A 15,245-nucleotide genomic window follows, 5' to 3' on the forward strand; every position below is an offset into this window, starting at 1 on the left:
CCTCACATCCCCGGCCAGAACGCATGCCGGATATGATGCAGCCGCAGCGTCCCTCCGGGCCCTGGCATGACTTCGATGACATCAAACCGGCATGGCACGTCCCATAGCTGATACCGTGCCATATAGGACTGGGCCGTTATTTTTAATTTAAACTGCTTGTGCTGTGCTACGGCTTCTGCCGGATATCCATAATACAACGAACGTCTCGTCTTCACTTCGACAAACACAATCGTATCGCGATCACGGGCAATGATATCGATTTCTCCCAGCCGCGTCCGGTAATTCCGTTCCAGAATACGATATCCGCACCGGCGCCGCAGGTAAAGAGCCGCCTGTGCTTCTCCTGCCTTTCCCAGTTCTTTTTCCGGATCACTCATAATGATATATCTCCTTTATCCATCAGTTAGTTATAGGATAGCAAAGAAAGATTAACGTCATATGAAAATACGATGAGTTGCAGATTAGAAAAAAATGGCTTTATTAAAAGCAGATTAGAATTTCACCATTATTGTTGCTTTTTTTATTATTTATGCTCTTCCCTCTGCATAAGTATATGTATCTGTGATACAATGTCTCATATCTGAAAAAAAGGAGTCTTATCCCATGATAAAAGGCATCAACGTGTACTACATATACTTCATGCTCAGTCAGGTCATCTGGGGCGTCCTGCCGGCATTCTGGATTCTGCTGCGCGACTTGTCCCCGTTGTATACGCTGGCATCGCGTATCGTCTGGTCTTCCGTTTTCTGTTTTATCCTGATTATGCAGAAACACCTGCTGCCCAGTCTGACAGGTCTTTGCCATCAGCGACAGCAATGGCCCTATATAGGCGGAGCCTGTCTGCTCGTTACACTCAACTGGGGCGCATTTATCTATGCCATGACCCGCGGCTTTATCCTCCAGGCCAGTCTGGCCTATTTCATCAATCCCATTGTCGTCATATTTTTTGGTGGCCTTATCTTTCATGAAACCATCAGTCTGATGCAGAAATTGTCCATGTTCCTGGCTGCTTCCGGGCTGGTGCTGGCATTCTGCCTGTATGGGCAGATTCCCTATCTTTCATTCATCATCTGCCTGTCCTGGGCATCATACAGTCTCCTGAAGAAAAAAATCGTCCTCGACAGCCAGGTTTCCGTCTTTATTGAATCCTTTTCCATGGTACCCCTGTCCCTGTTATTTATTGGGTTCAGTGAATTTCACGGTGCCGGCGCAGTCGGGACATTTCACGGTCTGCAATGGCTCCTGCTGCCGGCTACAGGTATCGTGACGGCCATTCCTATGATGCTTTTTACGGCCGGTGTCAAGGGCGTGCCCATTACGGTTTCGGGCATCCTCATGTACTGTTCGCCCAGTATCACCCTGGTAATCGGCCTGCTGAGTGGTGAAGTCATGACCCGTCCCATGCTGGTCGCTTTCATATTCGCCTGGATAGCTGTCGCCATCTACATCACCGGGATATACCGGGCGATGAAGCAGATACAGAACCGGAACGGAATGCACGATTCCCGTCCTCATACGCAGAGTATACATAAATAATACAATTGCCATCCCACCTTCTCATATCAGAATTCTTTGTTTTATGATATACTAAATACTAGAATGGTAAGCAATCCTCCCTGGAGAGGGACAAAAAAATACTACATTATCTATCGAGGGTGATATTATGTTTAATCTGCATGTACCTACGCGTGTTCTCTTTGGCTGCGGCCAGCTCAATGAACTCCATGCACAGCCTATGCCCGGCAAAAAAGCCATGATTGTCGTATCCAACGGCAAATCCGTAAAGGTCAATGGTTATCTGGCCCGCACGGAAGAACAGCTCCACCAGGCCGGTATAGAAACCGTCCTCTATGACAAAATTGAAGCCAACCCACTGCGCCAGACCGTAACGGCAGGCGGGCAGATGGCTGCAGCCTCCGGTGCCGATTTTCTCGTCGCCCTCGGTGGTGGCAGCGTCATCGACGCATCAAAAGGCATCGCTGTCGTAGCTGCAAATGGCGGCGACGTCTGGGACTATATTACCAACGGTACCGGCAAGGGAATGCCTATCGAAAAAACACCGCTTCCCATCATCGCCATTACGACAACAGCCGGTACGGGATCGGAAACTGACATGGGCGGCGTCATTACCAATCAGGAAACGAAAGAAAAAACGCCTATCAAAGGACCCCAGCTTTTCCCGCAGCTCGCTATTATCGACCCGGAACTCATGGCATCCGTACCACCCCGTTTTACAGCCTATCAGGGATTCGATGCCCTGTTCCACAACATTGAAGGATATATTGCCAATAAATCCAGCCTCATGAGTGAAATGATTGCCCTTACCGCAATCGAGGCAATCAGCCAGTATCTTCCCATTGCCGTCAAGGATGGGAAAAATCTGACAGCCCGTGAAAAGGTCGCATTTGGCAGTTATCTGGGGGGCCTGGAAATGGTCGTATGCTCTACCGTAAGCGAACATTCCATGGAACATTCTCTCAGCGCTTTTCATCAGGAACTGCCTCATGGGGCCGGCCTGATTATGCTCAGCGAATCCTATTTTACGTACTTTATCGAACATCACGTCTGCGATGGCCGTTTCGTCCGCCTGGCCCAGGCCCTGGGTATGACGGAAGCGACGGAACCAAAAGATTTCATCACAGCTCTGCTGCAGCTGCAGAAAGACTGTGGTGTAGCCGATCTGAAAATGTCCGATTATGGCATCACGCCGGATGAATTCCCCCAGATGGCCCGCATCGCCAAATCGGCCATGGCGTTCCTGTTCAAGAGCGACCGCATCGACTTATCCGAAGACGATGTCGTAGAAATTTATCAGAAAGCGTATAAATGATTATGTACAGAAAAGAGGAGCGTCCCGGCGTTCCTCTTTTTTCATTGTATGCTCTCTAAACTCCTTCTTGACGTAAAGCGGTCAGTCGTATTATAATATTTTGGTGAGGTTTCCCTGTGAAATCTCATTATACGGGCCTATAGCTCAGCGGTAGAGCCCCCGGCTCATAACCGGTTGGTCCTTGGTTCGAATCCAAGTAGGCCCACCATCTTATATACAAAGTCCCTGTAATCCTGTGATTACAGGGACTTTGTATATACCAGTATAACCAGTTTTCTTCATCAGTCAGCTGATAGCAAAAATATCTTATAAAAGCCGCCTTCCCTGATCATATGTACGAGATACAGGGAGGGCGGTTTATTGTTACATCACTTTTTTTCATATTGTGCCCGTTACTTTTGCAATTGCTCGTACAGATGGAACACTTCTGGTAAAATGATTTTTTCCATGCCCACTTTGATGAGTCTCGGTAATCCGGGCAGGCAGAATATCAGGCACTGACGGCAGACACCGGCACTGGAACGATACGCCAGAGACTGTACACCATAGTCATTGCGGTATGCCATGGCGGTCATGAGTCCGGCAAATCCCGGAATCGGTTTGTCAAAGAGAGGTTCCACTGTTTCCAAAGTCACGTCCCGTTTTGCCAGTCCCGTACCACCGCTGGTAATGACGACATCGACACTGCAAACCCATTCGTGAAGATGTTTCAGTATTTCTTCCCGGTCGTCGCGAACAATCTGATAATCGACTACCTGATGCCCGCCCTGGGTAAGAGCGGACTGTATCATTAACCCATTCGTATCATTGGAAAATGTCCGGCTGCTGCTGATTGTCAGTATAGCAGCCCGTAAAGGATGTTCTTCTGTCATTGTTTTGGTCAAAATAATACCTCCTCATTTCATAAAATCCACTTGTCTTCTATAGCTGCATCATGTTCCTGCTTGTAATGCCTCTTCCAGCGTCGCGCCGTGCAATAGCGATTGGAGAAAAACAGGCATTTTTTCTTCGCTTGCTATAGTACCATGATATACTTTTTCTTTCATTCCGACAACATGAATCTGTGCTCCATCAAAAGCCATGCTCAGCCGGCAATTCCCCTCACAGGGGAACGGTTCTGCGCCTCTGTGCCAGATAATATGCGCCTCGTGCTGCCAGGGGACTGGTTCTGTCACGCCGCACAAATCGGCCGCAACAAAAAGACCATTGTCTGCGCCTGCCCGGGCCGCCTGACCTGCAAACTGCTGATACATGGCGTCAGAACAGGCCGCTCCCGGTGAAATATACAATAGCATATAATCTTCCCAGAAAACATGGTCTTCCAGGAATTCTTCATCAGGCAGCGCATTTTCAGAAACAAATGAATCATCCCATCCGTAATGACGGCATATACGCCGGCTTCCGGTACCACCATTAACCGGTACCAGAGGCAGACCGGCCCGTTGAAAGGCAGCAATCTGTTTCTCCTCATTCCGTCTCAACGCCACGTTTGTTTCCCAAAGGGAAAAAGGCAGACCAATATATAATACGAACACAATATCACTCCCAATTTTTCTTTATATAGTATATAATTCGACTTCAATCGGCAAACTCCTGTTTGCCAGCCATTACGTATATTTATCTTTAATCTGATTCAATATCTGCTATAATATATGGTATCTGAATTACACATTCAAAGGAGAAGATCGACATGTTTAAAAAAATAGCGTCTGCCCTTATGGTGGCTGCTGCCTGTGGCTGTACCATGGTTTCAGCCATGTTTTTTGATGACAATCCCCGTTATATCCAGGTAGGTCATGATGAAATGACCGAATCGTACATTGACATGAACTCCATCAATTCCATCCGTTATGACCCTCCCTATTACGTCATTCAGGCCACGGTCCTGACCTATGATTATTCTACGAACACGGCTACGGGATACCAGAATAATTTCTTCTATAATTTCAACGCCCAGACAGTCCGGACACAGACATTGTCTACGACGACCTACGATACGTTGAAAGGTACCCCGTCGGCACAGACCATCAACCCGGATCCGGAAGTTGCGACGACCGATCGCTATTCGGTCAACGGCAAAGCCGCGGATAATGCGTTCTTCAACTGCTATAATATGACGTTCTACCACACCTTCGATAAAAAGAAAGATGCGAAAAACAGCGAAAGGAACTGATCTCCATGGATATGAACACGTTACTTCATTACGGCGGTATGATTGTCACCTTTCTTTTTGTCGCTGCCGTCCTCTACTCTATGATCATGGCGATCCGCCGGCGCAGCCGTAAGCAAAAAGCAAAGGAAGCCGTGGAAAAACGCACTCATATTAAAATCAAAAACCTCCATCAATTCGATATCAAACCGGACGATGGGTATTATAAGTACCCTATCGGTCCCGTCGAATATACACGGCGCAAACCCCAGCGGTTCACGGCTGTCTCGGTCGAACTGGCTTCCCAGCAGCCCTACTCCATCTGTCTCATAGGGTTTGCCGAATTTGCCGGAGGAGAATTAAAGGACCAGCATTACTTTTATATCCAGCCGCCGGAAAAAGATCTGCGCGAACTAAAAAATCCCGATGTAACCTGGGATCTTCTGAGTAAAGCCGACGAATTCGGCGAATACTGGAATGCCGGCATGAAAGATTATTTCATCAATCATACCCTGGTCTGCCATAATGCGCCTTACGTTATTGGCTGCATCACCCATGCCCTTACCGTATTCGGCATCAAACCCCCGGAATTTCGTTTTATCGATACGCTGGAAATAGCAAAAAAACTGTATACCTTCGATTCCAACAAACTGGATGCCACCTGCGATGAAATGAATATCGACCTGGATATGCACAACAGCCTGAGTGAAGCCCGGGCCATCGGCCAGTTTTTCTATAAATCCTGCAAAGAATTTCCCATGTATCTTCCTCGCATTTACTACGCCAACGGCAAGCCGTCTAAAGAAGAACAGCAGGCCAGTGTCATTGCCGTCGTAGAACGGGAAGAAGCGCGCCCGGAAGACATGTTCGCTCCCCGGCCCGTCGATGATGACATGCTGAAAGAACTGCTGGATAAAAAATATCTCGAACCGGGCAAAGAAGAAGGGACGTATTACGCAACCGACGAAGGCCTGGATTTTTCAGAAAGCCTTCCCTGATCATCACGCAAAAAACGGTATCATATTTAACTCTGAGTCTGCAGAGAATAAACGAAACGACCTGTTACATGATATAGGAAGAACATCATGCAACAGGTCGTTTTTTACAATACATCGGAAAGCCAGTCTACAGCATCGCCCATCATATTCGTCGTAACGAAATGCTTCAGTCCCGGATAGGTAATAAAACGGCTTCGTACACCGGCCAGAGTGTACAGTTTGTCCATATAGTAGGACTGGGCCATGGGATGCACCGTATCGTCGTTACCGGCAGTCAGAGCCAGTACCGAACGGCCTTCCAGATTCTCTGTATGCGTGTACGGGTCCCACCGGCTTATTTCCTGGCGCAGGTCGGGCAGGAAATCCATCGGTTTCAGCGGCAGTCCTGCACGGAAGCGGCGGTCCGATTCATCCCACCACCCGGAACCATTCATGGCTACGGCTGCCTGTACGTCCCGGTTCCACGTCAGGACTCCCAGAGCCGTAAAACCGCCCATGGAATGACCCATGACGGTCAGCGGCACATCGTCGTGCCATGTTCTGGCATAGGCGATGACCTGCGGTGCTTCACAAAGATTCTGGAATATAGTCTGCCAGAATTTCAGATACGCATCCGGATTGTCTTCATAATCGATGATTCCCCGTTCTCCATGATGGACAGCTTCGGGAATCAGGACATCATAGCCGTACGCCGCCAGAATATGGCCGCGCAGAGATTGCAGTTCTTTTGTCGATGTCCAACCATGATAAAAAATAACCATGCCTTTCACGTCTTCATGACACGAGATTTTCAGACAGGGAATATCCCCAATATATATTTTTTCTTCTGTAATCATATGGTTTACCTCAATGGAAACACGGCCGCCAGCAATCTGCCGGTGGCCGTATCGTTATTTTCTATCCCGCAGGGAAACAGGTTTTTGCAGTAGTTCGGACCAGACGAGTCCTGCATAGATATCGCGTGCCTCGCCGGAAAGCCCGCTCCAGGCCGGAGGCTGGATATACGAATATACGACGGCAGGAGCAGTGGGAACGGATGCCGGTTCCGGCACCGTCCCGATTGCAGCAGCTGCCGGGCGGGAAACCTGCCCGGCCCGTCCTGTATCCTCCGGCACAGGAGCCCCCTTGGCCGGTCTGGCCGTACGCGGTTTTTCTGGTACCCGTCTTTTGGCCTGTCCCTGCTGCGGTGCTCTCTTAGGAGCTGGTCCCTGCTTCGTACGCTGCCCTGGTTTCGTCGTATCCATAGGGCTGCTGCGGCGTTTTCCCCGGTGCGGATAGCGCCTTTTGTGACGCAACGCATCGGGCAGAGCAAATAACAGCATGAGCAGTATCACGCCGATAATATATTCCATACCATCACCTACTTATCGGCCGGCGGTTCCGGAGACGCGGATCCGGTCTGTCCCGGTACGGCAGATGGCTGTGCCTTGGCTTTCGGTATGCCCGCCTTCGCTACGGCATCGCGCATCTTGGTATCAGCCATGACGTTGCGCATCGTGTAATAATCCATGACGCCCAGATTCCCTTCGCGGAATGCCTGGGCAATGGCCAGTGGTACTTCGGCCTGGGCTTCTACGACCTTAGCCTGCATTTCCTGCGTATAGGCCTGCATTTCCTGTTCTTTTGCCACGGCCATGGCCCGCCGTTCTTCGGCTTTTGCCTGGGCAATCTGTTTATCGGCTTCAGCCTGATCGGTCTGCAGACGGGCACCGATGTTACGGCCTACATCGACATCGGCAATATCAATGGACAGGATTTCAAACGCCGTTCCCGCATCCAGGCCTTTACTGAGGACAGTCTTACTGATTTCATCGGGGTTTTCCAAAACCTGTGAATGATCCGCTGCCGAACCGACACTGGTAACGATACCTTCCCCGACACGGGCGATGACCGTCGCTTCACCGGCACCGCCGACGAGACGGTCTATATTAGCCCGCACCGTGACCCGGGCCCGTACTTTGAGTTCGATGCCATTCTGGGCCACTGCGGAAATAAACGGCGTTTCAATGACCTTCGGATTGACACTCATCTGTACGGCTTCCAGAACATCCCGGCCGGCCAGATCGATAGCGCAGGCCCGTTCAAAGGTCAGGGACATGGTCGCCCTGTGAGCAGCAATCAAGGCATCGACAACGCGGTCTACATCACCGCCGGCCAGATAATGAGCTTCCAGCTGATTGACATTGACATCGAGACCGGCCTTATTCGCTTTGACCAGAGGCAGGATAATCTTGGACGGAACGACGCGGCGCAGACGCATGCCAATGAGATTGACAATGCCCACGGAAACGCCGGCTGCCATCGCCGAAATCCACAGTCCCAGTGGTACGAAATGGAGAAACAGGGAAATAACAATGATCGCAGCGATAATAATGAACAGCGGCGCTGCCAGAAGAGATAACATAGATATAGACATAGACTGCCTCCTTATGGATTCGACGGCACCGGTTCGACGACGACCCGGCCACCTTCGACTTTAATAACGCGCACGGCTACATCCCGGTCTATAAACGCTCCGCTTGAAACGGCATCGACCCGTTCTTTGCCAATACGGATGGTACCGGCCGGGCGCAGGATGGTAATCGTCGTACCGCGCTGAAACAGATACTTGCTCTTATCTTCCTGGGATGTATACCCTTTTTCTTTCGTAGACCGCGTGGTCAGGGCTACTCTGGCAAACAGCCGGCTTTTCGGCAGATGCCTGCCCAGGATATAAAACAGGATGACAGCAATGACGATGCCGCCAGCCAGAATATACACTGCCTGTACGGTTGCTCCCAGCATCCAGAACAGACTGCCAAACAAAAGGAGGATACCGGCTACGCCAAAGATACCGATTCCCGGTGTGACCAGTTCCAGGGCAATGAGGACCAGACCGCCTATAAACGCTCCGATGACTTTCAGATCATCAGCCAGTGTGCCATCACCAGATATGAGCATGACGCCGCCCAGCAGGCATGCTGTCACCAGCCCGACGCCGATGCCGGCCGTTTTGATTTCGATGAGGACTGCCGCCAGGATAAGGCCGACAAAAAGCATGCGGACGTATTCATTCTGGAGCAGCCCCAGCACGTCATCCTTCCAGCCTTTATCTTCATAATACACCGCTGCATCATCCATACTGAACAAATGCAGGGCTTCTTCTGCCGTATCAGCCGTTCCTTCCGACAGGTTCAGCTCCCGGGCCTGCACGTCCGTAAGCGCAAGGATTTCACCGGCATCGGCATATCCGGGCAGGCCGTCTTTTTTATCGACCATCGCCTCGGCGATGCGGGGATTGTGGCCGTTATTAGCGGCAGTCGTACTGAATTCCGATTTCAGGGCTGCAATATTCTTTTCCGTTGCCGGTATGGGCTCAGCCGCCCCTATGCTGCTGCCCGGTGCCATGACAATATGGCGGCAGGCAATGGCAATCAGCGCTCCCGCCGACCAGGCACGTGATGTAACCAGGGCAATCGTAGGAATAGACGTTTCCTGCAAAAGATCACGGATGCGCAGTGCGCTGTCCACACGGCCACCTTGGGTATTGATGCGCACGACGATAGCCTTATCCCCGTTTTCTTCAGCCTGGCTGATACCGCGCTGCACCAGTGCTACCTGGCTGCCATCGATTTCTCCGGAAATGGAAATGACCCGGGCCGATTCTTTTTCCTGGGCCCATACAGCAGGCCCTGTCACTGCAGCTGCCAGACAAAAACATACGACACAGACAAAAAAACGCATGGCTACAGCAAACTTCATGAGTTCACCTCCACTAACTTACTCATTCGTGGTTCTGGGTGGAACGGACTTGAAATACCCGGCAGCCTGCATCTCTGCCAGCTCGGCATCGGACAAGGTACGCGCCACATGACGTTCGGCTTCTTCCACCGGCTGGGAGCGGACAATTTCGATTTTATCGAGAACGGCATTATACACATCGGCAGGCTTGTTTTCTTTCAGCCATTCCAGCATATGCTCCACCCACTGCCGGCAGGACCAGGAACCTTCGCCGTGATTGTGTCCGCGCAGGATCTGTACCTGCACCTTTTCAGGAATCTTGGCAATCAGCCAGTTCCACATTTCGTAATGGATTAAATACGTATATTTGGCATCGATCTCGCGCAGGTTCTTCTCATGAAGTTCCAGTTCATAGCGGGACCAGAATAAGCCAAGTGTCATTCCAATTACCTCCCAACAAGGATGTTTTATGGTAAAGAAGTCCTTGCCTGTGCAAGTACTTCCTTATACAATTCTATACATTTTCCCAAAATCCTGCAACTACAGAAAAAATACCACAAAAAGAAGGCTGTAACAGACGATTGGGATTCTGTTATCAACCTTCTCCGGCATTTCCGTCATAAACGGAACAACGTTTCTGTATTTTTCTTGGCATGTGCCATCAGTTCCTGGACCGGCACATGCATATAGGACGCCAGTGTCTGCGCCACATAGACAATATTATTGGGGACATTGGTCCGGGGCAGATGAAATCCCCGCGGTGTCAGATACGGCGCATCTGTCTCCAGCAGCACTCTGTCAAGGGGAAGAACTGACACGGCATCGCGCAGGTCATCGGCACGCCGTTCATCGCAGATCCATCCGGTAATGCCAATATAAAATCCCATACTGAGCAGCGTCTCCAGCGTCTTTTTGTCACCGGTATAACAGTGGACGACGGACCGGGAGCATATGTCTTCATGGCCGGTGAAACAGGAAATGAAATCATCGGCAGCATCCCGTTCATGAAGAAACATGGGTTTATCCAGCTCTTCCGCCAGAGCAATGAGCTCCTTGAAATAATGGAGCTGGTTTTCTTTCGTCGAATACATGCGGTCGTAATCAAGCCCCGTTTCCCCTACGGCGACTACTCTGGGATTAGTCGTTACGATGCGCCGGATTTCCTCTATATCCTCTTTCCTGGCTTCATCTGCCGCATGAGGATGGATGCCTGCCGTCCCATAGGCATCGTGATCTTTGACAAACGCATCGACTTTGCGGTTTTCCCGGTCTTCTGACCCGGTGAGGATACAGCAGATGCCATCGGCTGCCGCATCAGCGAGGATGCGTTCCGGCCGGGGAAAAGAACGGGTAAACAGATTGAGACCAATATCATAATAGGTAATATCCATATCACACCTCACGCTGGTCAGGATTCTGTATTCATATCATCAAGAGACAACAGAAAGCTCGGCGCATAGTCGCGGAGAAAATGCTGTACTTCCGGCATTCCCAGATTCTGCAGCCGGGTTCCAATTGTTTCATAGGCTTCGTTAAATTCGCTGTTGCCGGCATGTTTTTCCTGCAGGCATTTCAAATACGCACTCAGCGTATCAGCCGCCTTGACAAAGGGCCATACAGGATCTTCCTCAGCATGGCAGATCAGCGGTTCATAGTCCGGCTGCAAATCTTCCGGCAGCGTTTCTACCAGCCGTTTCTGTGCCAGCTCTTCTACTTCGCCGTAGGTCCTGCGCATGACCGGACTGAAATACTTGACCGGTGTCGGCATGTCACCGGTAAAGACTTCACTGGCATCGTGATACAACGCCAGCAGGACAGCCCGGCCGGCATCCACCGTGCCGCCATCCGCGTAGTATCTATTGTGCAGCAGGCAGAGATGATAGGCAATCATCGCCGTCTGCAGCGTATGCTCCTGCACGTTTTCTTCGATGGTATTGCGCATCAGGCTCCAGCGGCGGATAAATTTCATGCGCGATAAGATGGCAAAGAAATGACTCATATGAACTCCTTATTTGCGATACAGCCCCATAGCCCGGCAGGCTTTGACGTAGGTAACATTGGCCTTGGCATGGGCTTTCTTGGCGCCTTCGTCGAGGATAGTATCCAGCTCGGGATCGCCGACAAGCTGCTGATAGCGCTGCTGGATCGGTTCCAATACGGAAATGACCGCATCAGCCACATCTTTCTTGAAGGCCCCGTAGCCTTTGCCTTCGTAGGCTTTTTCAATATCTTCATGGCTCTGGTCAGTCACAGCCGAGAGGATTTCAATCAGGTTGGAAATGCCGGGCTGGCAATCCGTATCATACCGTACAGTATTCAGGCTGTCCGTCTGGGCCCGTTTAATTTTCTTTTCAATATCCTTGGGATCATCGAGAAGATAAATGGTAGCCGTCGTATTGGAATCGGACTTACTCATTTTTTTCGTCGGTTCCTGCAGGCTCATAACCCGGGTACCGTCATGGCCGAGCAGGATCTGAGGCAGTTTAAATACTTCCCCATACAACCGGTTGAACCGCTGTGCCAGATCGCGGGTGATTTCCATATGCTGTTTCTGGTCATCACCGACGGGAACATAGTCGGCCTGATACAGAAGGATATCTGCCGCCATCAGGGGCGGATAGGTCAAAAGGCCGGCCGGGATGGAATCGCCCCGCTTGGAAGCTTTGTCCTTGTACTGGGTCATCCGTTCCAGTTCGCCTACATAGGAAGACGTAATCATGATCCAGCCGAGCTGTACGTGTTCCGGTACTTCCGACTGTACGAACAGTGTCGCTTTCTGCGGGTCCAGGCCGGCAGCGATATAAATAGCTGCCAGCTGACGGGTCCGTTCATGGAGAAGCTGCGGATCCTGTGGCACCGTAATAGCATGCTGGTTGACAATGCAGTAATAACATTCATTGGCATCCTGCAATTTCGTAAAATTACGCAGTGCGCCAAGATAATTTCCTAATGTAAGATTGCCACTCGGCTGAATACCTGAAAAGATAATAGACATAATGTTTTCTCCTCCTGCCAATAAAAAAACCTTCCATCCCTTATTATAGGGACGAAAGGAAAGTGTTTCCGCGGTACCACCCTGGTTGGCATAAAGCCCGGCTCTTACATGCACATCATAATGCACTCTTTCATGGTAACGGTGAAAGTTCCGGCCCGTCATACTGACTTCTGACGGCCCCTCCCGGGCCCATTCCTTCTTTCTCCTCCTGCCGGACTTACACCATCACCGGCTCGCTGAAAGGGGTGTAAAAGAACTACTTGCTCCCGCTCATCGGGTTTCTTTATATATATTGGTATTGTAGCCCCGAATACAGGCCCTGTCAAGGACGATCTTACAAAAAAAGCCTTGACTTAAACCTTACTCCATGTGCTAAAATAAGCCATCACAGGAGGAATTTACATGAAATTGACACGAAAAAAAATCATACTGACTGCCCTTCCACTGGTGGCAGCCGCTCTCATAGGAGCTTATTTTTTCATTCCCGGTTCCAAAGCCGTCGCCCGTCAGGGCATACAGGTCACTAAAGCGGCCGCAGCCCATTACGATCTGACCAGCGATGTCGATGCATCCAATGTACGACAGGTCATCACCCGGGACAGCACGACGAGCCGCACTATTATGTGGCAGTCTGATTTCTCAGAAGAACCGGCCCTGGTCGAATACCGCATAAAAGGCTCTGATGGCGATGTATTCCAGCAGCAGGCGACGAATGAAGCCTTTACGGACGATGATACGACGACCTATATCCACAGCGCATTGCTGCAGGACCTCACACCGGGAACAACATATGAATATCGCGTTGGCTACGGGGAAAAACGGACAGAATGGCAGGAATTCCAGACCGCCCGGGGAAATGATTTCAAAGCCCTCATTTTCCCAGATTCCCAATCGAGTGACTACAGCGTCTGGGCTGCTACGGTCCAGCCGGCCTGGCAGCGCAACAGCGATGCACAGTTTTTCATCAATATGGGCGATCTCGTGGATAACGGGCAGGACCACTATCAGTGGAATGCCTGGTTCGATGTCGTCGGCCCCATGATCCGCCGCATCCCCGTGGCCCCGCTCATGGGGAATCACGAAACGTACAACCGCGACTGGAAGGTGCGGATGCCCGAAGCATACCTCCATCTCTTCTCCCTGCCCGGCGGTGTTCCCGGATCGTATCAGAACCAATTCTATTCCTTTGATTACGGCGATGTTCATTTTGTCGTCCTCAATACGCAGGCGTCAGAACTGGCCGACTGGCAGCCCCGGCTCAACGAAGAACAGGCAGCCTGGTTCCGGCAGGATATGGCAAAGACGACCAAAAAATGGAAAGTCGTCCTCATGCACAAGGATCCGCTGCAGTATGGCTTTGCCAACCGGCCCCAGCCACGGGAAGAAGGATTTTCTCCAGAAGGCACATTCTGGATGCCCCTATTCGATGAAGCAGGCGTAGACGTCGTCCTGTCTGCCCATCTGCACACCTACCGCGACCGGGGACATATCCGGAATTTCCAGCGCGATCCGTCGGGCCCCCTCTATATCATCACCGGCGTGGCCGGCAATGTCCAGTATCCCGGCCTCTGGAAACAGCACAGCCTGGATGAATACGTGGCCCCTCAGCCGGAAACAGATAATTATATGACCATGGAAGCTACAGAAAATCAACTGACATTCCAGAGTTTCCTGCCCGACGGCACACTGCTGGAACGCACGGCTGTAGAAAAATAACAAGTACTATAGATAAAGATAAAACGGAGCAGTCCGACAGACCCAGATGAGTCTGTCAGACTGCTCCGTTTATTTACGTACGTTCTATTTTCTGTCTTTGACGCGGACACGCTGTACCGTCGGCTGTCCGTTATCGTCACGATGAATCGTGTCAATCCGGATGTACTGGAGTTCTGGTGAAAATTCTTTGACCAGTTTACTCAATTCCGGATCCATGCTTCCTGCACCGCTTTCGACAATGCGGTATACGATGGCTGCAAATTCATAGCGGGTCATCATGCGGTCCCCTTTGAATTCTCCATCAGGGTAGCCTTCCAGAAGGCCTTTCTTGGCCAGAGCCGTCACGTACTGGTAAGCCCAGTGGTTTTCTGCCACATCGGGGAATAGGACACTCTTTTCCGGCCCTTCTGCCATGCCGTGCATGCTTTCTAATTTGGCAATAAGGGCATCCTGTTCGGCCATATGACGGCGCATAGCTTCCATTTCCTTCGCCATGGCGACGCGGGATGTCGATATGTGATTGCCCTGTCCCAGTTTGATGCTGACGCCGGCATTGAACATATTTTCTCCGCCGCCGAAGGAGCCGCCGATGCTGAACATGGTGTCTTCATTGGGACGGTAATACGCACCGACAGCTGCCGCATTGGCTCCCCGGTAATGGCCATATCCTGCAGCAAAGTCCCACTTGTCGTCCGGGTCGAAGTCCAGCGGATGGAGGGCTGCCAAAGCCGCCGAACCGGCACCGACGCGGTCTACGCGGGTTCCCAGCTTATTCACGGCTCCGCCCAGATTGGAAATGGCCTGGCCTGCGGCGTACAACTGACTGCCATTGACGGC

At 51.0% G+C, this 15,245-nt stretch carries 17 protein-coding genes, 1 tRNA gene and 1 other annotated feature; of the genes, 6 read left to right on the forward strand and 12 right to left on the reverse strand.

Annotated features, from left to right (window positions below; genetic code table 11):
• Positions 1 to 2: 2 nt before the first annotated feature.
• Entirely contained in the window at positions 3 to 377 is a 375-nt protein-coding gene (locus DW949_RS09050) for a YraN family protein (protein WP_118022905.1), read from the reverse strand.
• Between the two features lie 226 nt (positions 378 to 603).
• On the opposite strand from DW949_RS09050, the gene rarD reads away from it, so the two are divergent.
• From rarD to DW949_RS09065, 3 genes are all read left to right on the forward strand, one after another.
• On the forward strand, positions 604 to 1,536 hold the full coding sequence (gene rarD, locus DW949_RS09055) for an EamA family transporter RarD (RefSeq protein ID WP_118022906.1): 933 nt from the start codon (positions 604 to 606) through the stop codon (positions 1,534 to 1,536).
• A gap of 127 nt (positions 1,537 to 1,663) precedes the next feature.
• Positions 1,664 to 2,830 (forward strand): iron-containing alcohol dehydrogenase, encoded by a 1,167-nt coding sequence (locus DW949_RS09060; RefSeq protein WP_233539551.1) that lies wholly within the window; start codon positions 1,664 to 1,666, stop codon positions 2,828 to 2,830.
• A 133-nt stretch (positions 2,831 to 2,963) separates the two neighbouring features.
• A tRNA-Ile gene (locus tag DW949_RS09065) sits at positions 2,964 to 3,038 on the forward strand.
• Positions 3,039 to 3,222: 184 nt separating this feature from the next.
• Here the strand turns inward: DW949_RS09065 and DW949_RS09070 are convergent.
• Positions 3,223 to 3,714 carry a molybdenum cofactor biosynthesis protein B gene (locus DW949_RS09070; RefSeq protein ID WP_233539552.1) on the reverse strand — a complete coding sequence of 164 codons (492 nt, stop codon included), beginning with the start codon at positions 3,712 to 3,714 and terminating at the stop codon, positions 3,223 to 3,225.
• Between the two features lie 48 nt (positions 3,715 to 3,762).
• Positions 3,763 to 4,365, reverse strand: coding sequence for a hypothetical protein (locus DW949_RS09075; RefSeq protein WP_118022907.1), 603 nt, complete (start codon positions 4,363 to 4,365; stop codon positions 3,763 to 3,765).
• Positions 4,366 to 4,520: 155 nt separating this feature from the next.
• On the opposite strand from DW949_RS09075, the gene DW949_RS09080 reads away from it, so the two are divergent.
• Together DW949_RS09080 and DW949_RS09085 are read left to right on the forward strand one after the other, a co-directional pair.
• Positions 4,521 to 5,003: a hypothetical protein gene (locus DW949_RS09080; protein WP_118022908.1), complete on the forward strand. Its 483-nt coding sequence runs from the start codon at positions 4,521 to 4,523 to the stop codon at positions 5,001 to 5,003.
• Positions 5,004 to 5,008: 5 nt separating this feature from the next.
• Entirely contained in the window at positions 5,009 to 5,977 is a 969-nt protein-coding gene (locus DW949_RS09085) for an exonuclease domain-containing protein (RefSeq protein WP_233539553.1), read from the forward strand.
• A gap of 104 nt (positions 5,978 to 6,081) precedes the next feature.
• On the opposite strand, the gene DW949_RS09090 is transcribed toward DW949_RS09085, so the two are convergent.
• The 8 genes from DW949_RS09090 to trpS form a co-directional block, all read right to left on the reverse strand.
• Complete coding sequence (locus tag DW949_RS09090) at positions 6,082 to 6,813, reverse strand: alpha/beta fold hydrolase (protein WP_118022909.1); 732 nt, start codon at positions 6,811 to 6,813, stop codon at positions 6,082 to 6,084.
• Positions 6,814 to 6,867: 54 nt separating this feature from the next.
• Positions 6,868 to 7,329, reverse strand: a complete 462-nt coding sequence (locus DW949_RS09095) for a hypothetical protein (RefSeq protein WP_118022910.1) — start codon at positions 7,327 to 7,329, stop codon at positions 6,868 to 6,870.
• Positions 7,330 to 7,337: 8 nt separating this feature from the next.
• Positions 7,338 to 8,393 (reverse strand): flotillin-like protein FloA, encoded by a 1,056-nt coding sequence (gene floA / locus DW949_RS09100; protein ID WP_233539554.1) that lies wholly within the window; start codon positions 8,391 to 8,393, stop codon positions 7,338 to 7,340.
• A gap of 11 nt (positions 8,394 to 8,404) precedes the next feature.
• Positions 8,405 to 9,718, reverse strand: a complete 1,314-nt coding sequence (locus DW949_RS09105; RefSeq protein WP_233539555.1) for a nodulation protein NfeD — start codon at positions 9,716 to 9,718, stop codon at positions 8,405 to 8,407.
• 18 nt (positions 9,719 to 9,736) lie between these two features.
• Positions 9,737 to 10,138, reverse strand: coding sequence for a hypothetical protein (locus tag DW949_RS09110; protein WP_118022911.1), 402 nt, complete (start codon positions 10,136 to 10,138; stop codon positions 9,737 to 9,739).
• A 176-nt stretch (positions 10,139 to 10,314) separates the two neighbouring features.
• Positions 10,315 to 11,088, reverse strand: coding sequence for a TatD family hydrolase (locus DW949_RS09115; protein ID WP_118022912.1), 774 nt, complete (start codon positions 11,086 to 11,088; stop codon positions 10,315 to 10,317).
• Positions 11,089 to 11,105: 17 nt separating this feature from the next.
• Positions 11,106 to 11,696: a 5'-deoxynucleotidase gene (gene yfbR, locus DW949_RS09120; protein ID WP_118022913.1), complete on the reverse strand. Its 591-nt coding sequence runs from the start codon at positions 11,694 to 11,696 to the stop codon at positions 11,106 to 11,108.
• Positions 11,697 to 11,705: 9 nt separating this feature from the next.
• Entirely contained in the window at positions 11,706 to 12,692 is a 987-nt protein-coding gene (trpS, locus tag DW949_RS09125) for a tryptophan--tRNA ligase (RefSeq protein ID WP_118022914.1), read from the reverse strand.
• A gap of 44 nt (positions 12,693 to 12,736) precedes the next feature.
• Positions 12,737 to 12,975 (reverse strand) — a binding site (T-box leader).
• A gap of 119 nt (positions 12,976 to 13,094) precedes the next feature.
• Between trpS and DW949_RS09130 the strand changes: the two genes are divergently transcribed.
• The gene (locus DW949_RS09130; RefSeq protein ID WP_118022915.1) at positions 13,095 to 14,408 is read left to right on the forward strand and encodes a metallophosphoesterase family protein; all 1,314 of its coding nucleotides are present in this window, start codon (positions 13,095 to 13,097) and stop codon (positions 14,406 to 14,408) included.
• Between the two features lie 84 nt (positions 14,409 to 14,492).
• Here DW949_RS09130 and DW949_RS09135 read toward each other — a convergent pair.
• A partial coding sequence (locus DW949_RS09135; protein ID WP_199595829.1) for an S-layer homology domain-containing protein occupies positions 14,493 to 15,245 on the reverse strand: 753 nt, incomplete at its 5' end.

This window comes from Megasphaera sp. AM44-1BH, from assembly GCF_003467125.1.
Classification (GTDB): Bacteria; Bacillota; Negativicutes; order Veillonellales; family Megasphaeraceae; genus Megasphaera.